Raw genomic sequence first — 19,399 nt, 5'->3', positions numbered from 1 at the left:
GGTGCGGTCCGGTCCGGGGTTCACTCAGTGCCCGGACCGGACCGCACGCGGGTCAGCTCAGGCCCTCGATGGTGGTGCGGACCTTGGCGATGATGTCGTCGGGCATCGGGGCGTAGTCGTTCTCGGCGAGGATCTGCTGGCCGTCCTCGGAGGCCATGTAACGCAGGAACGCCTTGGTGGCGGGCAGGGTGTCCGCCTTGTTGCCCTTGTCGCAGACGATCTCGTAGGTGACGAGGGTGATCGGGTAGGCGCCCTCGGCCTTGGTGGCGTAGTCCAGCTCCAGCGCGAGGTCCTTGCCCGTGCCGACGACCTTGGCGGCGGCGATGGCCTTGGTGGCGTTCTCCACGGTGGCCTCGACCGGGGCGGCGGCGCCGGTGTCGATGCTGACCGGGGTGATGCCGTCCTTGGCGTACGACAGCTCCATGTAGCCGATCGCGCCGGCGGTCTGCTTCACCTGCTGGGCGACACCGGAGGAACCGCTCGCGGACTGGCCGCCCTTGGCCTGCCAGGCCTTGCCGCCCTCGTAGGGCCAGTCGCTCTTGGCCGAGGCGATCAGGTACTTGGTGAAGTTGTCCGTGGTGCCGGAGTCCTCGGAGCGGTGGAACGCCTGGATCTTGAGGTCGGGAAGGGTCGCGTCGGGGTTCAGCTTCTTGATCGCCGCGTCGTTCCAGTTCTTGATCTTGTCGTTGAAGATCTTGGCGAGCGTCGGGGCGTCCAGCACGAGGTTGTCCACGCCCGGGACGTTGAAGGCGACGGCGACCGGGCCGCCGACCATCGGGAGGTCGATGCCCTGGCCGCCGGAGCAGACCTTCTTGGAGGCGGTGACCTCTTCGGGCTTCAGCGCGGAGTCGGAACCGGCGAAGGCGACCTGGCCCTGGGTGAACGCGGTGATACCGGCGCCGGAGCCGCTGCCCTTGTAGTTGATCTGCACACCGCAGGCCTGGGTGAACTGCTTGACCCAGGCGTCGATCGCGTTCTTCTGCGCGGACGAGCCGTCGGCGAGGAGCTGGCCCTTGGCGTCGTCGCACTTGATGTTGCCCGCGGCAGCGGTCGAGGACGCGCTGCTGTCCCCGCCGGAGCTGGTGTCGTCGGAGCCGCACGCCGTGAGGGCCAGGGCGCCGGAGACGGCGAGAGCACCGAGGGTGAGGGCCCGCCGGTTCATGCGCTGAAGCTTCACTTGAGGGAGTTCCTTCCAGGAGCCGCCGTCCTGAATCCGGCGGCGTGCGCGAAGTCTGGGTGATGCGGAGCCGCCCTCGAGGCACGGTCCGCACCGCGTAAGGCTGAAATTAGGCAGATCAGGTGAAGGCGCCTACGGCCGTAAGTGAACGCAGGGTGAACCCCTGACGGCGGTGTGGTTAGGTCACGGAACGCTTACAGGAAGGGCACACAGAGGTTCCGGCGCGGCCACTCCCACGGGGCCGGTCCGCGTGCTCCGGCCCGGCCGTGGAACCCGTGCCGCCCCCGGCGGGGGAACCCGTGGCGTCCCCGGCGTGGAACCCGTGGCGTCGCGAGGCCGTCTCGTTCCACGAGGCCGACGGAAGGGCACGACATGCAACGGCGTACGTTCATGGGCGGCACCGCGGGCGTGTTCGCGGCGCTGGCGACGGCCTGCGAGACCGACGGCGGCCCCGCCGCGAGAACGTCGGCGTCCTCGGCGTCCTCGGCGTCCCATCCTCCGCTCCGGTCGACCGGCGCCACCACCACCGCCGCCGCCGACTGGCCCGCCCTCGCCCGCGACCTCGACGGCACCCTGGTCCGCCCCGGCGACGCGGACTGGCCGGCCGCCCGCCAGCTGTACAACACCCGCTTCGACACGCTGAAGCCCGCCGCGGTCGCCTACGTGGCGCACCCCGACGACATCCGTACGGCCCTCGCGTACGCCCGTGCCCGTGGCCTGCCCGTGGCGATCCGCAACGGCGGCCACTCCTACGCCGGCTGGTCCTCGGGCGACGGCCGGCTGATCGTCGACGTCTCGGAACTGAACCGTGTCCGGGCGAGCGGCGGCACCGCGGTCGTCGGCGCGGGCGCCAAGCTGATCGACGTCTACCGCGCCCTCGCCGAGAAGGGCGTGACGATCCCCGCCGGTACCTGCCCGACCGTCGGCATATCCGGCCTCACCCTCGGCGGCGGCCACGGCGTCGTCTCCCGGGCGTACGGCCTGACCTGCGACAGCCTCACCCAGGCCACCCTGATCACGGCCGACGGCACCCAGCTCACCGCGAACGCCACCGACCACAAGGAGCTGTTCTGGGCCCTGCGCGGCGCGGGCAACGGCAACTTCGGCGTCGTCACGGAACTGCGCTTTGGGACCCATCCGGCGCCGCAGGCCGTGACGGCGTACCTGTCCTGGCCCTGGTCGAGGGCGGCCGCCGTGACGAAGGCCTGGCAGGAGTGGGGTCCGTCCCAGCCGGACGAGATCTGGTCGTCGCTGCACCTGGCGGGCTCCTCCGGCGGCAGGGCCACCGTCTCCGTCGCCGCGTTCTCCCTCGGCACGTACGGCGAACTGCAGAACGCGGTCGACCGCCTCGCGGACCGGGTCGGCGCCCCGGCGAGCAGCGTCTCGCTCCGCCGCCGCGGCTACGAGGAGGCGATGGAGATCTACGCCGGCTGCTCCTCGTTCTCCTCCGACGCCCAGTGCCGTCTGCCGGGCTCCACGCCGGGCCGCTCCCCGCAGGGCGCGCTCGGCCGTGAGACCTACGCGGCCCGCTCCGACTTCTTCGACCGCTCGCTCTCCCCGGCCGGCGTCCGGACCCTGCTCGGGCAGCTGACGTCGGTGCGCGGCGGCTCGGGCAGCATCGCGTTCACGGCACTGGGCGGAGCGGTCAACCGGGTCCCACCGACGGCGACCGCGTTCGTCCACCGCCGCTCCCGGACGCTGGCCCAGTACATCGCCTCCTGGCGGGCCGGCACCGACGGCTCGGCGGCCCGGTCCTGGCTGACCGCGGCCCACACGGCGATGAAGCCGTACGCGTCGGGCGCGGCCTACCAGAACTACTCGGATCCGGCCCTGAAGGACTGGCGCACGGCGTACTACGGCGCCGCGGCGGCCCGCCTGACCACGCTCAAGAAGCAGTACGACCCCGACCGGTTCTTCACGTATCCACAGGCCCTCTGACGGGCGGCGGTCCTCAGGCCGCCAGGTCCCGCTCCTCCGCGGTCTCCCGCCGCGCCCCCGGGATCACCGTGTCCCGCCCGTCGTACGACCGCCCCCGCGCGCGGATCAGCCACCCGGCCCGCGGCGACCGCTCGACCGCCTTGGTGACCGGCGTCAGCAGGGCCATGGCGACCGGGGACAGCAGCAGCGTGACGGCCGTGCCGAGCGCGAACCCGCCCACGACGTCGGTCGGGTAGTGCACGCCCATGTAGATCCGGCAGAACCCTTCGAGCAGCGCGAGGCCGATGCCGAAGAGCCCGAACTTCCGGTGGGCGACGAAGAGTCCGACGCCCATCGCCATGGTGATCGTGGCGTGGTCGCTCACGAACGAGTAGTCGGTCTTGCCGGAGACCAGGACGTCCAGCCCCTCGTGGGTGAGGAAGGGCCGGGGCCGTTCCACGAACCCTCGTATCGGCACGTTCACCAGCACGGCGACGCCCGCGGCCAGCGGCGCCCAGACGAGCGCGGCCACCGAGGACGCCGCGTCCTCGTCGCCCCGCCGCCGCACGGACCACCAGCACCCCACCACGAGCAGGACCATGGCGATCAGCAGGCCGTACTCGCCGACGTACTCCATGGCCCGGTCGAACCAGGCGGGCGCTTCCTTGGTGAGGCCGTTGATGTCGTACAGCAGATCGACGTCGGGGTTCGACCCGGATTCTGCGAGTCCAGCCATGGTGCACGGCCCCTTCGTCGTCTCTCCCGGCACGCCTTTGCGCCTGCCGTTTCTGCCCACCCCCGCTGGTTTGCAGATTGCTCTGTATCCAGGAACGCACGGCTCCTGTTCATACGTTCCACACTCCACCGAATGATCACGCAGACGTTATCGAAGAGAGACTCATCGCCGCAGCTCAGGGGGTGGGTTCACGCTCGGTTCACACCGTCGTGGGGAGCGCTTTCGCGCCATCTTCGGTGACCCGGGTGGCTCCGAAATAATCGGGGGTGTCGATCGGGTCGAACCGGATCACAGCACCTGTTCTCGGTGCGTCGATCATGTACCCGCCGCCGACATAAATCCCCACATGCCGGATGGCCCGGGAATTGGTGAGGTCGTCCGAGAAGAACACCAGATCACCGGGGAGCAGTTCCTCCCGCGACGGATGCGGACCGGCGTTGTACTGGTCGTTGGCGACCCGGGGCAGCGTGATCCCCACACTCTCGTACGCGGCCTGCGTCAGCCCTGAGCAGTCGAACCGTCCGCCCTGCGCCGCCGTTCCGGTGCCGCCCCACAGGTAGGGCGTGCCGAGCTTCTTCTGTGCGTAGTAGATGGCGCCGGCGGCCTGCTTCGACGGATCGACCCGGCTGACGGGAGCGGCGAAGCTCTCCTCCAGCGTCGTGATCGTCTTCACGTAGTTCTGGGTCTCCTTGTACGGCGGCACGCCCCCGTACTTGATGACCGCGTAGGCACCCGCGTTGTACGAGGCCAGCATGTTTTCGGTCAGGTTCCCGGGTACGTCCTTCACGTACGAGGCGAGTGAGCAGTCGTAGGTCGCCGCCGACGGGATCGCGTCGTTCGGATCCCATACGTCCCTGTCCCCGTCCCCGTCCCCGTCGACGCCGTGCGTGGCCCAGGTCCCGGGAATGAACTGCGCTATCCCCTGGGCCGCCGCGGGGCTCTTGGCGTTCGGGTTGAACCCGCTCTCCTGGTAGAGCTGGGCGGCGAGCAGCGCCGGATTGATGGCGGGGCACAGATTGCCCCACTTCTGCACGAGGGGCTGATAGGCGGCGGGCACGGCACCCTTGGCCAGCGACTTGGCGCCCCCGCTCACCCCGCCCGCGACGTTCCCGGCGACGACATACACACCGACGACGAGCAGCATCACGAAGCTGAGCCCCGCCCCCAGGGCGACGCCCCCCACGATCCACGCCTTACGCACCGTCAACCGCCCCTCGCCCACTGGGAGTACGCCTGCGCCAGTCTAGGAGCTTCCCACCGGGAACCCGGCGCAACCAGGCCTGGGCAGGCCGCGGGGTGCGCCTCATCATCGAGAGGAGCGTCAGACGCCTCCGCTCCCCTGACACTCCGCCCACAGCAGCTTCCCGCCACTGGACGCGCCCGGTTCCCTCAGCACGGAGGCGCCCACCGCGTCCGCGCAGGCCCGCACGAGGTGCAGCCCGCGTCCGCCCTCGGCGTCACACGGCGGTACGGCGCCGGCGTTCCGGAAACCGGGCGGCACCCTCGGATCGCCGTCCCATACGGCCACCCGGAGCCGCCCGGGCCCCATCGCGCGCAGGCGCAGGGCGTAGGGGCCGGTGGTGTGGAGATGGGCGTTGGTGAGCAGTTCGGAGGCGACGAGTTCGGCGGTCGGGGTGAGGGAGGACAGGCCGTGGGCGTCGAGCACGCTACGGAGGGTCGCACGGGCGATCCCCGGTGCGTGTGGATCGTGCGGGAGGTGAAGGGTGTAGGCCCAGGGCGGCGATACGGTGGCCATGGAAGTCTCCGGTCACTGAGGGGAGTTGGGAGCGTGCGTACGGTGGCCCAGTGGCGGTGCCGACCCGTCGGACGGTGCGCTTCTGGGCGAGGGGCCCAGTTGTAAGGTAGCGGTGCACAGTGAATACATTCACCGTTTTCCGAGGAATACGATTACTTTCACCCGGGTGAGTGACAGCAAGGAGGCGGCAAGCCCGTGAGGAACCCGACGGGTCGCCAACTGCGCTTCGGCGCCGAACTGCGCAAACTGCGCGAGCGGGCCGGTCTGACCGCCACCGAGGCCGGTCAGCTGATGGGCATCAAGCAAGCGCAGGTCAGCAACATGGAGGCTGGACGCGTAGGCGTGAGCGCCGAACGGGTGCGCACGCTGGCCTGCCACTACGACTGCACAGACCAGCCCCTCATCCAGGCACTCAGCGACATGACCACCGAGCGGTCACGTGGCTGGTGGGAGGAGTACCGCGAGCTGCTGGCCCGACCGCTCCTCGACCTGGCCGAACTGGAGCACCACGCCCAGTCGTTGCGCGACGCCACCACAGCCCGTATCCCCGGCCTACTCCAGACGCGCGAGTACGCGCTTGAGATCTTCCGCCAGGCGGTCACCGAACTGTCCCCGCCCGACATCGAGCACCGCCTCTCGTTCCGCATCAAACGGCAGACGGTCCTCTACCGCGCGGAGAACCCCACCCCCTACGAGGCGATCGTCCACGAGGCTGCCCTCCGGATGAAGGTCGGCGGCTCGACGGTCACCCGGCGGCAGTTGCAGTACCTGCTGGACATGAGCGACCGAGACCACGTCACCCTGCGTGCCATCACCTTCGACGCCGGCGCCTACCCGGGATCCGGGCAGTCGATCCACTACGCGCACGGCCCGGTACCGCAGCTGGACACCGTTTACCTCGACCAGGCTCACGGCCTCGCGTTCCTCGACGCCCACGCGCAGCTGGACAAGTACCGCACGCTGTTCGACCGCATCAAGGCAGTCGCGCTCGGCCCGGAGAAGACCCAGGACCTCATCCACGCCTTGGTGCGGGAGCTATGAAGGGCAGGCCCATGAAGTCGGACTGGCAGAAGTCGTCGTACTGCTCCGAGGGCGCCTCCTGCGTCCACGTCGCCACCACAGCCGAAACGATCCATCTCACCGAAAGCAGCGACCCCACCGGCGCGATACTCACCGCCACCCCCGCCGCCTTCGACGCCCTCCTCGCCGTACTGAAGGGCGAAGTCCCCCATGACTGATCTCCCCCCCGACCTCGTCTGGACCCGTGTCGCCCCGCCGGAGGCGACCGGGCCCGGTCCGTGGATCGAGGTCGCCTTCGGCGAGAGCGACACCGGCGACGACGGGGACGCGCCCGTCCACCTCCGCGAGACCAGTACCCCGGAGACCGTCGTCACGACGAACCGCCGCAAATGGGACGCTTTCGTCCTGGGCGTACAGGCGGGTGAGTTCGACCACTTCGTCGCGGGGCACGAGAAACCGCATGCATAGAAGCCGTGTGTACGCGCTCCTGATCGACACCCCCGAGCCGGAGGCCGCCGCCACCTTCTGGTCCGCCGCGCTCGGGGTGCCCGCCCGTCCGGACCCGGCGGAGGAGCAGTTCACGTCGCTGCGTGAGGCCATCCCCGGGCTGGTCACGGCGGTACAGGCGATCGACGACGCCCCCCGCTTCCACCTCGACATCGAGACGGACGACGTGGAGGCCGAGACCGCCCGCCTGATCGGCCTCGGCGCGACGCAGGTCTCGCGCTGGCTGGAGTGCCGCATCCTGCGCGCTCCCGGCGGCCACCTGCTGTGCGTCCTGCCGGTGCACAGCGACCCCGAGGTCTTCAAAACGCAGGCCCGCACCTGGACGTGAGGCTCCGCCGGGCAGGGCTCCCGGCCGGCGGGGTTTCCCCCGCGACGCCCTACGGTCAGCCCCCGTTCCTGAGCACCTGTTGGCCGGATGGTCCGGGCCCGCCGCCGTGCCTAGCGTTCACAGGCATGACGCCGACACCACACGCACGCTCACCCCACGCACGCTCACCCCACGCACGCTCACCCCACGCACGTACGCCCCACGCACGTACGCGACCGTTACGGCGGCGCCGCACCGCGCTCGCCGCAGCGCTGACCGCGGCCCTCACCCTGCCCGTCCTCGCCGGCGGCACAGCCACGGCAGCCGCACCCGAACCCGGCGGCCACCACCGAACGGACCCGTCACAGCTCCAGCGCGATCTCGATGCCCTCACCGCGCTCGGCATCACCGGCGCCCAGACCCGCGCCATCGGCCCCGACGGCCGGCACCGCGTCGCCACCAGCGGCGTCGCCGACCTCGGCACCGGCCGGCCGGTCTCCCCGGACGGTCACTTCCGCATGGGCAGCACCACGAAGACCTTCACCGCCACGGTCGTCCTGCAACTCGTCGGGGAGGGACGGCTCTCTCTCGACGACACCGTGGAGAAGTGGCTGCCGGGTCTGGTCCGGGGCAACGGCCACCACGGCCGCAGGATCACCGTCCGCGACCTGCTCCAGCACACCAGCGGCATCTCCGACGTCGGCTACCCGAGCGCCGCGAGCGCCGCGGACTTCGAGCGCATGCGCTTCAGCCCCACGCCGGCCGAGAAGATCGTCGCCGCCGCCATGCGCCACAGGCCGCTCTTCCGGCCCGGCAAGGGGTGGAGCTACGCCAACACCGGTTACGTGATCCTCGGCATGGCGATCGAGAAGGTCACGGGACGCCCCTGGTACACCGAGGTCACCCGCCGCGTCATCGAGCCGCTTGGCCTCACCGGCACCAGCTGGCCCGGCCGTTCCCCCGACCTCCCCCTGCCGCACGCGACCGCGTACCAGCGCTTCGCCCCGGGTGAGCCCCTGGTGGACGTCACCCGGCTGATCAACGTGGACGCGTCGGGCGGACTCGTCACCACCACCGCCGATCTCAACCGCTTCTTCCGCGCGCTGCTCGGCGGACGGCTCCTGCGCCCGGCGGAACTGCGGCAGATGAAGGAGACCGTGCCCGTGGACGCGGCGACCCGGGAGGTCATGCCGGGGGCCGCGTACGGCCTCGGGCTCATGAGCGTCCCCCTCGACTGCGGCGGCAGCTACTGGGGCCACCCGGGCACCGACCCGGGGTGGGGCGACGACAACGGCACCACGAGCGACGGCCGGCGCAGCGTCGTGACCTCCTGGTCCACGCAGGCCACCACGGACCTGGACGGCGCGAAGAAGGTGGCCAGGGCGTACGCGGCACTGACCCGTCACGCCCTCTGCGCCGAGAAATAGGCCGGAGAGCAGGCGGGGCAGCAGGCCGAGGAGCGGGCGGGACAGCAGACGGCCGGCCCGAACCGTACGCCCACGGCGGGCCGATCCCGGTCGACGCCGACCGAACCCGATCAACTCAGGTCGACTCAGGTCGACTCGCGTCGGCTCAGGCCGGCACCGGTCACAGCCCCGCGGCGACCGCCGGAAAGCCGACCTTCGTCAGTTCCTCGGACACCGTCCACAGCCGCCGCGCCGCCACCGGATCGCTCGCCGCGGCGGTACGCCCCACCAGCGTCGGCCCGCCCCGCATCTCCGCCACCCCGTCCGGGCCGACGTAGCTCGCGCCGGGCAGGTCCGCCGTCGCCGCGTACAGGGTCGGCAGCGCGCCGGCCTGGTCGTCCTGGGCCACGAACCTGTTGGTGAGCCGCATGGCGGCGCGGGCGACGGGGTTCGCCGCGTGGCTCTGATCCACCACCTGCTGCACGGCATCAAGCCCCGCTGAGGCCCGACCCGCACAGCCCGGCCCGCACAAGCCCGGCCCCTCTCGCCCGTTGCCCGCTCCACGGGCCTCCCGCGTGCCACGGGCCTCCCGCACGCCCGGTCAAGCCACCGCCATCCCCCGCCCATCGCGCGCCCATCGCCCGGCCACGGCGCGGCCATCGACCAGCAATCCCCCGCCCGCCTCAGTAATGCGGAAGTCAGGATTCCGCAACTCACCTTGTTGTCGCGTACGCAACAAGCGACAGTCGTCGGCGGGCCGACCGCCCGCCGCCGGGGACCACGTACCGGTGGCACCGCCACCCGCACCGCCCCTGCCAACCATCCTCAGGAGGCTGTACGTTGCGTACCACACCCCCCAACCCCCGTCCGCCGCGCGCCAGATGGGCCCGCATCGGCTCGACGGCCGCCGCCACCGCCGCGCTCCTGCTCGCCGGCCTCGGCGCCACGGCCGCCCCGGCGGGCGCCACCTCCCAGACCGTGTCCACGGCCGCCGCCAAACCCGCGTCCCCGGCCGTCACCTGGGCCGCCGCCCCCTGCGCCACGCCCAAGAAGAAGGGCGAGCTGACCTGCGACTCCCTCCGCGTCACCAGCGGACTCACCGCCTTCCAGCAGCGCGCGGCACAGGAGGACGGCGCCGACGCCACGCCCCGGGCCGCCGACGCCTCCACCCCCTCCGGCTACGGCCCGTCCGACCTCCAGAGCGCCTACGGCCTGACCTCCGCCGCCGCTTCCAAGGGCTCCGGCGAGACCATCGCGATCGTCGACGCGTACGACGACCCGAACGCCGCCGCCGACCTCGCGCAGTACCGCTCGCACTACGGCCTGCCCGCCTGCACCACCGCCAACGGCTGCTTCAGGAAGGTCGGCCAGACCGGCTCCACGACCTCCCTCCCCGCCGCCGACAGCGGCTGGGCCGAGGAGATCTCGCTCGACCTGGACATGGCCAGCGCGACCTGCCCGAACTGCGGCATCCTGCTGGTCGAGGCCACCTCCGCCTCCATGGCCAACCTCGGCAAGGCCGTGAACGAGGCCGTCTCGCTCGGCGCGAAGTACGTCTCCAACAGCTACGGCGGCTCGGAGTCCGCCTCCGACACCTCGTACGACTCCTCGTACTTCAACCACCCGGGCGTCGCCATCACCGTCAGCGCGGGCGACTCGGCCTACGGCGCCGAATACCCGGCCGCCTCCCGGTACGTCACCGCCGTCGGCGGCACCAGGCTCTCCGCCGCCTCCACCACCCGCGGCTGGACCGAGAGCGTATGGCAGACCAGCAGCACCGAGGGGACGGGCTCCGGCTGCTCGGCGTACGACACCAAGCCGAGCTGGCAGACCGACACCGGCTGCGCCAAGCGCATGATCGCCGACGTCTCGGCCGTCGCCGACCCGGCGACCGGCGTCTCGGTCTACGACTCCTACGGCGTCACCGCGGGCTGGTACACCTTCGGCGGTACGAGCGCCTCCGCCCCCGTCATCGCAGGCGTCTACGCCCTGGCCGGCACCCCGTCCGGCGGCTCCTACCCGGCCCGGTTCCCCTACGCGCACCCCTCGGCCCTCAACGACGTGACCTCCGGCACCAACGGCACCTGCCCCACCAGCTACTTCTGCACCGCCACCACGGGCTACGACGGCCCGACCGGCCTCGGCACCCCCGCGGGGACGAGCGCCTTCACCGGCTGATCCTCCGTCACCGGCTCCCGGCGCAGGGGGCCGTGAGGCCCCAGAGGCGCACCGGAGACGAACGGGCCGCAGCACCCAGCCGCGGCCCGTTCGCCGTGTCCGGGTTAGCCTTCCCTCGGGAGCTCACGGAGATCACGGAGATCACCCGCGGACCATCGGCGCGCTCACCGAGCAGTGCCGTAAGAGGGGTCAACGACGGAACCACACCACAGGTTCCGCCCAGGCCTCATTGCCCGGCGTGACCTGCCGTGATACACAGAGTGACCATATGACTCCTTGCCTACCGCCCGACGTCTGTTCGAGGGATCACCTGAGGGCCGGCCCGGACCGGTGGCAAGGTATTCATACGAAACCCGCCAACCAATGACGCCAAGTCGACATCCGACAGCGCCATTGTCGGCGAGAATGAGGCGTGACCTCTGCGCCACCGCAGGGGCAAGCGGAACTACCCACCAGGGGCGGTGACTTACATGTTCTTTGCGGCCGACGAGGGAGACATCAACACCATTATCGGCGGGATCGCTCCGGACTGGGGGCCCTTCGGCAGCCTGGGCAACGAGGCGAAGGTGATGATCGAGGTGGTGATGGCGGTGGCCATCCTGCTCTGCCTCGGCATCGCCATCTGGGGCGCCGCAAAGCAGCGCATCGGCGCCACGGCCCTGCGCGACACCTTCAGCGCGGAACAGGGCAAGGGCCTCATCATCGCGGGCCTGACGGGGGTCTTCATCATCGGTTCACTGGGCACGTTGTTCACCATCGTGTACGGCATGGCCGTGTAGCCGGGCGCCCACCGCCCGTGCGGGGCGCGTCCGCTCGGTCTCCCCTCCACCCCACCCGTCCGTCGTGCCCACCGGCTGAGGTTGCGTTTCCCTGATGTCGAGTCACCACACCGCGCCCGCGCGGGAACCAGCACGGCTACCGTCGTACTCCTACGCGTTTCCGCACGAGGCCGAGGGGGCGTACGCGGCATGACTCCCGGGGACGAGCACGAGACCTCCGGCGGCTACGGCGGCACGGGCCACACCCGCACCCGCCTGCCCGAGGGCGACGACACGTACGGAGGCGCACGCCGAGGGGGCCGCTCCTCCTCCCGGAGCCTGGTCACGGTGGTCGGCGTCATCGTCCTTTTGATCGCCGCCATCGCCTTCGCGAACCGCGGCGAGGACGATCCCACCCCGACCACATCAGCAGGCTCCCAGCCGGAGGCGGCCCCCACGGCAGCGAGCGGCGAGAAGCCGGTGCAGTCGAAGTCGGGCGGAATCCCGACGGGGTTTGCGCATGATGCGCAGGGCGCGGAGAGCGCTGCCGCCAACTATTCCGTGGCGCTGGGATCGGCCGAGATGTTCAACAAGGCCAGACGGCAGGAGATCGTCAACACCGTCTACGCCTCCGACATCGCGGCAGCCAAGCAGGCCGACCTGGACAGTGCGTACTCCAGCGAATCGTTCCTGACGAAGATCGGCCTCCGTGAGGACGGCACGGCACCGACCGGCCAGACCTTCGTCTCCCGGGTCATCCCGGTGGGTACCAAGGTCAAGTCGTCCAGCGCGAGTGAGGCCACCGTCGAGGTTTGGTACACCTCGCTCTTCGGCCTGTCCGGCGAGAACTCCACCAACCCGGTGTCCGAGAGTTGGTACACCACCACCTACCAGCTGAAGTGGGTCGACAACGACTGGAAGGTCACCGACTTCCAGCAGAAGGACGGCCCCGTGCCCGTGGGCCGCGACCAGCGGGCCTCCACCGCCGATGACATGACGAAGGCTGTCGAGGAGTACGGAGGCTTCACGTATGCGCGCTAACCACCGTTTCCTCAAGGTCACCGCCGCCGTCGCCGCAGTCCAGGCCACTGCGGTGCTCCTGGCCACCCGCGCCGCCGCCGCTCCAACTCCGACTCCGACTCCGTCGGGGAGCAACGACCCTTGTGACCTCATCCGCGGCCCCGCCAAGGAGTACTGCGAACAAGGCAGCGCCCCCTCACAACGCTCCCCCGGCACCGACACCCTCACCGACACCCTCGACCCCCTCTCCTCCCTCGCGAGGGGCTGCGCCGACGCCGCCTCCTGGACCGTCAAGCAGCTCTCCACGGCCGTGAAGGAGACCGCCAACGTCGACTTCACCAACCCGAAGTTCCTCCAGCAGTACGCCGTCGTCTTCGCCGCGTCCGCCGTCCTCACGCTGCTGCTGTGGCTGCTGGCCGTGGCCAAGCGGGCCGTGCGCGGGGTCCCCCTCGCCACCGCGCTGTCCGAGGCGATCGGCTTCCTCTGGCTCACCGTGCTGGCCTCCGCCTTCACCCCGCTGATCCTCTACACCGTCGTCTCCGCGACGGACAGCATCAGCGACGTGCTCGCGAAGACGACGGGCAACCAGACGGACGCGTTCTTCGGCACCTTCTCGCAGGCACTCGAACAGGGCGACGACATCGGCGGCGGCCCGATCATGCTGATGCTGGTGTCGCTGGTCTCCATCGTCGCGGCCGGCATCCTCTACCTGGAGCTGTACCTCAGGGCCGTCCTGCTGTACGTCGGCGCCCTGCTCGGCGTCGTCGTGTACGCCGGCCTCGTCGACAAGAACCTGTGGGGCCACGTCCGCCGGTGGGCGGGCGTGATGATCGCGGTCATCCTCGTCAAGCCGGTGATCGTGATCGTCCTCGGCCTCGCCGGAGCCCTCGCCGCCGACGACGGCCCCGACTCGGTCGCCGCGATCGTCTCCGGCCTCGCCATCATCCTGCTGGCCATCTTCGCCAGCGGCATGATCTACCGCTTCGTCCCCGGCTTCGGCGACGAGATCGCGGGCTCCCGCGGCAACCGCATCATGCAGGGCGCCGAGGGCAAGGCCGCGGCCGTCATGACCTCCCCCGCGACCCTCGTCGCGCAGGGCATCAAGACGCACAGCACCCGCGCCGACCACAACGGCGGCGGAGGCCAGGGCGGATCGGGCGGAGCCCGCCCGAGCAACCCGGCGTCCGGCGGTGTCGCCGCGCACAGCACGCGTACCCCGAGCGGAGGCGGCGGATCTGTCCCCTCCGCCGCCCCCGCTCCCCGCGCGGGCAGCCCGGTGAACACCCCCCACGCCAGCAACACCCGCAACAGCAGTACCAACCGCACGGGAGGTGAAGGGCGTTGACGACCGAGTCCCACGTGTCCCATCCGGTCACGCCCCGCCGTACGTATCTGATCGGCCGCGCCCGGCCGAACGCGATCGTCGGCCGGAACCGCGAGACCGGTGAGATCGCGCTCATCATCGTCGGCGCGTTCCTCGGCATGATGTGCGGGCTCCTCGTCCCGGTGCTCACCCTGCGCATCGTGCTGCTGATGGGCCTGCCCATGCTCGCGCTGGCCGCGGTCTACGTGCCGTACAAGCGCCGCACGTTCTACAAGTGGTTCGAGATCAACCGCAGCTACAAGCGGATCACCAAGCAGGGCGCCGCCTACCGTTCCGGCGTCGTCGAGGCCGGCATCCGCCTGGACGGCCGCGAGGTGGAGGTCGGCCCGCCGCCCGGCATCGGCCGCATCACGTGGCTGGCCGCCCCGTTCGGCCCCGACGAGATCGCCGTACTGCTGCACGCGGACCGCCGTACGGTGACGGCGGCGATCGAGATCGAGGGCCCCGGCGTCGGTCTGCGCGACTCCGAGGACCAGGAAGCCCTCGTCGACCGCTTCGGCACCCTCCTCAAGCACGTGGCCAACGGCGACGGCTTCGTCACCCGCATCCAGATGCTCGCCCGCACCCTCCCCGCCGACCCGGACGCGCACGCCAAGGACGTCACCGTACGCGGGGACGAGAAGGCGCCGGCGTGGCTTCAGCAGTCGTACGAGCAGCTGCAGTCGATGGTGTCGACGAGCAGCGAGCAGCACCGCGCGTACCTCGTCGCCTGTATGCACTACACCCGCGAACTCGCCGCCGAGGCCCACGCCATGGCACGCGCGGCCCGCCCGCTCAACGGCCGCAAGCTCGACCGGGACGCCGGCCTCGCCGTCGTCATGGCCCGCGAGCTCACGGACATCTGCTCCCGCCTCCAGGAGGCGGACATCCGCGTACGCCAACCGCTGGGCCAGGGCCGTCTCTCCTCGCTCATCCACTCCATGTACGACCCGGACCACCCCATCGACCACATCCAGGCGATGACCAAGCGCAACGCCTGGCCGGCCGAGCTGGACGCGATGGAGCCGACGTACCTCCAGGCCAAGACGCGGGAATCCTCCACCCGCGCGCCCTGGTGCCATGCCACAGCCTGGGTGAAGGAGTGGCCGATGACCCCGGTCGGCGTCAACTTCCTGGCCCCGCTCCTGGTCCACACTCCGGACGTCATCCGCACGGTCGCCGTCACCATGGACCTGGAACCCACCGAGGTCGCCATCGAACGCATGCTCACCGAGAAGACCAACGACGAGGCCGAGGCGTCCCGCGCCGCCAAGATGAACCGCACCGTCGACCCTCGCGACATCGCCGCCCACAACCGTCTGGACCAGCGCGGCGAGGACCTCGCGAGCGGCGCGGCCGGCGTCAACCTGGTCGGCTACATCACCGTCTCCTCCCGCTCTCCCGAGGCGCTGGCCCGCGACAAGCGGACCATCCGCGCCTCGGCCGGAAAGTCGTACCTGAAGCTGGAGTGGTGCGACCGCGAGCACCATCGCGCCTTCGTGAACACGCTCCCGTTCGCCACCGGCATTCGAAGGTAGAGGAGCTGCCGCATGCGGGATCCGATGTCCATCCTCACCGACGCCTTCACGTCCTTCCTCTTCGGAAAGGTCGAGACGACCCGCCTGCCGGTGCGCACCTCCACGGGCCAGGCCCAGGCCGTCTACCTCCCGACCGCCGCCCCCGGCCTCGGCGACTCGGGCGTCATCATCGGCCGTGAGGTGTATTCCGGGAAGGGCTACATCTACGACCCCTTCCAGCTGTACGGCCAGCAGCTGCCCGCACCCCACTGGCTGGTCCTCGGCGAGTCGGGCAACGGCAAGTCGGCACTGGAGAAGACGTACGTCCTGCGCCAGCTGCGCTTCCGCGACCGCCAGGTCGTCGTCCTGGACGCACAGGGCGAGGACGGCGTCGGCGAATGGAACCTCGTCGCGCAGGAGCTGGGGATAACCCCCATCCGGCTCGACCCGATGGCGGCCCTGGACCACGGCATCCGCCTGAACCCCCTGGACCCGGCGATCACGACGACCGGCCAGCTCGCGCTGCTCCGGACGATCATCGAGGTCGCGATGGGGCACGGCCTCGACGAGCGCTCGGGCTTCGCGCTGAAGGTGGCGCACGCCTACGTCAACGAGACGATCGTCGACCGCCAGCCCGTCCTGACGGACATCGTCGATCAGCTACGGCACCCCGAGCCGGAGTCGGCCGAGGCGATGAACGTCGACATAGAGGACGTACGGGCGTGGGGCCTGGACGTGGCGCTGGTGCTGGACCGCCTGGTCGACGGTGACCTGCGCGGCATGTTCGACGGCCCGACGACGGTCGGCATCGACCTCGACGCCCCCCTCATCGTCTTCGACCTGTCCCACATCGACCGCAACTCCATCGCCATGCCGATCCTGATGGCCATCGTCGGCGTGTGGCTGGAGCACACCTGGATCCGCCCCGACCGCGTCAAGCGCATCTTCCTGGTGGAGGAGGCGTGGCACATCATCAACAGCCCGTTCGTGGCCCAGCTGTTCCAGCGGCTGCTGAAGTTCGGCCGCCGCCTGGGCCTGTCGTTCGTGGCGGTGGTCCACCATCTGTCCGACGTGGTGGACGGGGCGGCGGCGAAGGAGGCCGCGGCGATCCTGAAGATGGCGTCGACCCGGACGATCTACGCCCAGAAGGCGGACGAGGCCAGAGCGACGGGCCGGGTGCTCGGCCTGCCCCGCTGGGCGGTCGAGATCATCCCGAGCCTCACCCCCGGCATCGCGGTCTGGGACGTCAACGGCAACGTCCAGGTCGTCAAACACCTGATCACGGAGACCGAACGCCCGCTGGTCTTCACCGACCGCGCGATGACCGAGTCGTCCATCGACCACCAGCTCGCGGACGACGCCCTGCGCGCCGCCGAGCTGGAGGCGGAGGAACGGGCGGCGGCCTTCATGGAACAGCACCTCGATCTGGACGACTCGTCCGAGTCGACGGTGGCGTAGGAGAGCGGCATGAGACCGGTTGACGAGCGCGACCGCCGGCCGGACGGCCAGGGAGGCATTCCCGACGGCCTGCTGGTCGGCATACTCGCCTTCCTCCTCGGCATGACCGTCATGGTCTGGACGGCCACCGGCCTGGCCGCTCTGTTCGCCCACGGAGCCTGGCCCACGGGCGTCACCTTCGCCCGCACCCCCCTGGCCATGCGCCACCTCGTCGCCCGGCCCCACGACCTCGCCGGCGCCTGGCCGGAGGCCGACGCCACCGGCCTCTCGGGCTACGGCCTGTTCTGGGGCCTGCTCATCGGCCAGCTGATGATCCTGATCGTCCTGACGGTCTTCGTCCTGGGCACCGTGGCCCGCTGGAGAGCCGTCCGGGCGAGAAGGCGGGCGGCACTCACGACACCGCCGAGCGCGACACCCCACGACATCCCGGCGCCGCGACCGACGGACCCGGGACCGGCACACCAGCCCCCGGTCCCCTACGACCCCGCCCACACGCACGCACCGCCGCCCCCCGCCACGCCGACGTACGCCGAAGCCCACCCCCACACGGCCCCGCCGCCGCCCACGGACCCCCGCCCCACGACGCAGCCCTCCACCCAGCCCCCCACTCAGCCCCTCACCTCCCTGGCCGACAGCGCCCGTACCGGCGGATGGGAGGCCGCCCCCACCGCGGGCACAGTGCACTACGGCCCCCCGCCGGCCCGCCACCCCACCGCGATCCAGGCCGTGCGCGACGCGGAGGGCCCCGCCCTGATCGTCACCTCGAACCCCGCGATCTGGCAGGACACCAAGGACGCCCGGGCCAAGCTCGGCCCGGTCCACGTCTACGACCCCACCCACCTCTGTGACACCCCGTCCCGCCTCCACTGGTCCCCCACCTCCGGCTGCGAGCACAGACCGGCCGCGGCGGCGCGGGCCACCGCCCTGCTCGCCCCCATCCGCCCCACCGCGAAAATGGACCAGGCCCTCACCGACGTGGCCGAAACGCTCCTGCGGAGTTACCTGCACGCCGCCGCCATCGACGGCCGCACCATCCGCCACGTCCACCGCTGGTGCCAGGGCACCCAGGTCCAGGACGCCGTACGCACCCTCCGTACGCATCCCAAGGCGGCTCCCGGCGCCGCGGGGGAGCTGGAGGCCGCCCTCACCGCCCACCCCGAACGCCGCGACATCGCCCAGGAGTTGACCAGCCGGGCCCTGTCCGCCCTGTTCACGGTCAACGTCCGCGAGGCCTGCACCCCCAACCGAACCGATGCCCTCGCCCTGGATTCCTTCGTGGACGAGGGGGGCACGCTTTACGTGGTGGGTGAATCCATCGAGGACCCGCGCACCAACCCGGGCGCGATGCCCCTCCTCACGGCCCTCACCTCAAGCGTGGTCGAGCGCGGCCGGCACATGGCCGGACGGTCATCCTCCGGTCGCCTCGACCCACCACTCACACTCGTCCTGGACGACGTGGCCGCCGTGGCCCCGCTTCCCCAGCTGCCGGAGCTGCTGGCCACCGGAGCGGACCGCGGCCTGCCGACGCTGGCCCTGCTCCGCTCCCGCGAACAGGCCCGCACCCGCTGGCCGAACGCCGAACTCCCGGTGTGAGACCCCTCAGTCCCGCACCCGGTCGAGAACGAACTCGTACTCCCGGTCCTCGTCGTCCCCCAACGCCACGGTCACCCCGCTCGGCACGAACCCCACCTTGCGGTAGAACCGCTGCGCCCGCCCGTTCTCCTCATGCACGATGAGCCGCACCCGCTCCGCCCCACGCTCCCAGGCCCACTCCACGCCGGCGTCGAACAGCACCTCGGTCAGCCCGCTCCCGCGCTCCTCGGGCCGCACGAACACCGCGACGACATGGGCCTGCTTCCGCTCCACCGGAAACCCGGCCCAGTCCGTCGTCCCGGGCTCCTCCATCAGGACGGTCAGCGTCCCCACCCACTGCCCGTCCGGCCCTTCGGCGATGATCTGCTGCGTCCCCTGTGCCCCCTCGGCGCCCCCCGCCGTCCGCTCCTGCCAGAAGGAGTCCGGCCTGGCCGCGGCCTCCTCGTACGTCTCCAGGAAGGCGAGGTGCGCCACCGGATCCCGCAGCGCCGCGAGCCGCAGCTCCTTGGCAGCGGGCCACTCCTCGGCGCGCACGGACCGGATCACATAGCTACTCATGCCGGCCACGCTAGCGCCCCAGTACGACCGCCCTCACGTCATATACGCCCCAGGGACCTGTCCTAAGGCCTGTAAACGCAGAAAACCCCCGTGCCGAAAGGCACGGGGGTTTTCTCAACAATTGTTCG

General features: G+C 70.9%; 18 protein-coding genes and 1 pseudogene. 13 read left to right on the top strand and 6 right to left on the bottom strand.

The features are described 5' to 3' along the window. Window positions 1-52 precede the first annotated feature (52 nt). Window positions 53-1,177: a phosphate ABC transporter substrate-binding protein PstS gene (gene pstS, locus ACWD0J_RS22075; RefSeq protein WP_451497503.1), complete on the bottom strand. Its 1,125-nt coding sequence runs from the start codon at window positions 1,175-1,177 to the stop codon at window positions 53-55. Window positions 1,178-1,549: 372 nt separating this feature from the next. On the opposite strand from pstS, the gene ACWD0J_RS22070 reads away from it, so the two are divergent. Continuing rightward, the gene (locus ACWD0J_RS22070) at window positions 1,550-3,115 is read left to right on the top strand and encodes an FAD-binding oxidoreductase (protein WP_451497502.1); all 1,566 of its coding nucleotides are present in this window, start codon (window positions 1,550-1,552) and stop codon (window positions 3,113-3,115) included. Window positions 3,116-3,128: 13 nt separating this feature from the next. Here ACWD0J_RS22070 and ACWD0J_RS22065 read toward each other — a convergent pair whose 3' ends face one another. The 3 genes from ACWD0J_RS22065 to ACWD0J_RS22055 form a co-directional block, all read right to left on the bottom strand. Further along, the gene (locus tag ACWD0J_RS22065; protein ID WP_451497501.1) at window positions 3,129-3,830 is read right to left on the bottom strand and encodes a phosphatase PAP2 family protein; all 702 of its coding nucleotides are present in this window, start codon (window positions 3,828-3,830) and stop codon (window positions 3,129-3,131) included. Between the two features lie 199 nt (window positions 3,831-4,029). Beyond that, window positions 4,030-5,052 carry a C40 family peptidase gene (locus ACWD0J_RS22060; RefSeq protein ID WP_451497500.1) on the bottom strand — a complete coding sequence of 341 codons (1,023 nt, stop codon included), beginning with the start codon at window positions 5,050-5,052 and terminating at the stop codon, window positions 4,030-4,032. Window positions 5,053-5,151: 99 nt separating this feature from the next. Continuing rightward, the gene (locus tag ACWD0J_RS22055) at window positions 5,152-5,586 is read right to left on the bottom strand and encodes an ATP-binding protein (RefSeq protein ID WP_451497499.1); all 435 of its coding nucleotides are present in this window, start codon (window positions 5,584-5,586) and stop codon (window positions 5,152-5,154) included. A gap of 195 nt (window positions 5,587-5,781) precedes the next feature. Between ACWD0J_RS22055 and ACWD0J_RS22050 the strand changes: the two genes are divergently transcribed. The 5 genes from ACWD0J_RS22050 (at window position 5,782) to ACWD0J_RS22030 (ending at window position 8,847) form a co-directional block, all read left to right on the top strand. Then, a complete protein-coding gene (locus ACWD0J_RS22050) occupies window positions 5,782-6,627 on the top strand; it encodes a helix-turn-helix domain-containing protein (protein WP_451497498.1) in 846 nt (281 codons plus the stop codon). An 11-nt stretch (window positions 6,628-6,638) separates the two neighbouring features. Further along, a complete protein-coding gene (locus ACWD0J_RS22045) occupies window positions 6,639-6,824 on the top strand; it encodes a DUF397 domain-containing protein (RefSeq protein ID WP_451497497.1) in 186 nt (61 codons plus the stop codon). Further along, the gene (locus ACWD0J_RS22040; RefSeq protein ID WP_451497496.1) at window positions 6,817-7,074 is read left to right on the top strand and encodes a DUF397 domain-containing protein; all 258 of its coding nucleotides are present in this window, start codon (window positions 6,817-6,819) and stop codon (window positions 7,072-7,074) included. The genes ACWD0J_RS22045 and ACWD0J_RS22040 overlap by 8 nt, the downstream gene beginning before the upstream one ends. Next, window positions 7,067-7,441, top strand: coding sequence for a VOC family protein (locus ACWD0J_RS22035; RefSeq protein ID WP_451497495.1), 375 nt, complete (start codon window positions 7,067-7,069; stop codon window positions 7,439-7,441). The genes ACWD0J_RS22040 and ACWD0J_RS22035 overlap by 8 nt, the downstream gene beginning before the upstream one ends. A 125-nt stretch (window positions 7,442-7,566) precedes the next feature. Beyond that, the gene (locus tag ACWD0J_RS22030; protein WP_451497494.1) at window positions 7,567-8,847 is read left to right on the top strand and encodes a serine hydrolase domain-containing protein; all 1,281 of its coding nucleotides are present in this window, start codon (window positions 7,567-7,569) and stop codon (window positions 8,845-8,847) included. Between the two features lie 160 nt (window positions 8,848-9,007). Here the strand turns inward: ACWD0J_RS22030 and ACWD0J_RS22025 are convergent. Then, window positions 9,008-9,292, bottom strand: a pseudogene (locus ACWD0J_RS22025) (oxidoreductase); the annotation flags it as partial. Window positions 9,293-9,666: 374 nt separating this feature from the next. Here ACWD0J_RS22025 and ACWD0J_RS22020 point away from each other — a divergent pair. The 7 genes from ACWD0J_RS22020 to ACWD0J_RS21990 all read left to right on the top strand — a co-directional run bounded on the left by ACWD0J_RS22020 (window position 9,667) and on the right by ACWD0J_RS21990 (window position 18,713). Continuing rightward, window positions 9,667-11,004 (top strand): S53 family peptidase, encoded by a 1,338-nt coding sequence (locus ACWD0J_RS22020; protein ID WP_451497493.1) that lies wholly within the window; start codon window positions 9,667-9,669, stop codon window positions 11,002-11,004. Window positions 11,005-11,474: 470 nt separating this feature from the next. Next, window positions 11,475-11,783: a hypothetical protein gene (locus tag ACWD0J_RS22015; protein WP_095752152.1), complete on the top strand. Its 309-nt coding sequence runs from the start codon at window positions 11,475-11,477 to the stop codon at window positions 11,781-11,783. 189 nt (window positions 11,784-11,972) lie between these two features. Further along, window positions 11,973-12,803, top strand: coding sequence for a hypothetical protein (locus ACWD0J_RS22010; RefSeq protein WP_451497492.1), 831 nt, complete (start codon window positions 11,973-11,975; stop codon window positions 12,801-12,803). After that, window positions 12,793-14,127 carry a hypothetical protein gene (locus ACWD0J_RS22005; RefSeq protein WP_451497491.1) on the top strand — a complete coding sequence of 445 codons (1,335 nt, stop codon included), beginning with the start codon at window positions 12,793-12,795 and terminating at the stop codon, window positions 14,125-14,127. Before ACWD0J_RS22010 ends, ACWD0J_RS22005 begins: the two co-directional genes overlap by 11 nt. Further along, window positions 14,124-15,683: an SCO6880 family protein gene (locus ACWD0J_RS22000; RefSeq protein WP_451497490.1), complete on the top strand. Its 1,560-nt coding sequence runs from the start codon at window positions 14,124-14,126 to the stop codon at window positions 15,681-15,683. The genes ACWD0J_RS22005 and ACWD0J_RS22000 overlap by 4 nt, the downstream gene beginning before the upstream one ends. A 12-nt stretch (window positions 15,684-15,695) precedes the next feature. Then, the gene (locus tag ACWD0J_RS21995) at window positions 15,696-17,120 is read left to right on the top strand and encodes an ATP-binding protein (RefSeq protein WP_451497489.1); all 1,425 of its coding nucleotides are present in this window, start codon (window positions 15,696-15,698) and stop codon (window positions 17,118-17,120) included. Window positions 17,121-17,129: 9 nt separating this feature from the next. Continuing rightward, the gene (locus ACWD0J_RS21990) at window positions 17,130-18,713 is read left to right on the top strand and encodes a type IV secretory system conjugative DNA transfer family protein (RefSeq protein WP_451497488.1); all 1,584 of its coding nucleotides are present in this window, start codon (window positions 17,130-17,132) and stop codon (window positions 18,711-18,713) included. A gap of 6 nt (window positions 18,714-18,719) precedes the next feature. On the opposite strand, the gene ACWD0J_RS21985 is transcribed toward ACWD0J_RS21990, so the two are convergent. After that, window positions 18,720-19,271, bottom strand: a complete 552-nt coding sequence (locus ACWD0J_RS21985) for a GNAT family N-acetyltransferase (protein WP_451497487.1) — start codon at window positions 19,269-19,271, stop codon at window positions 18,720-18,722. Window positions 19,272-19,399: the final 128 nt, after the last annotated feature.

The sequence above is a fragment of the Streptomyces sp. NPDC003011 genome (assembly GCF_053591515.1).
This window is presented reverse-complemented; position numbering and strand designations above follow the sequence as displayed.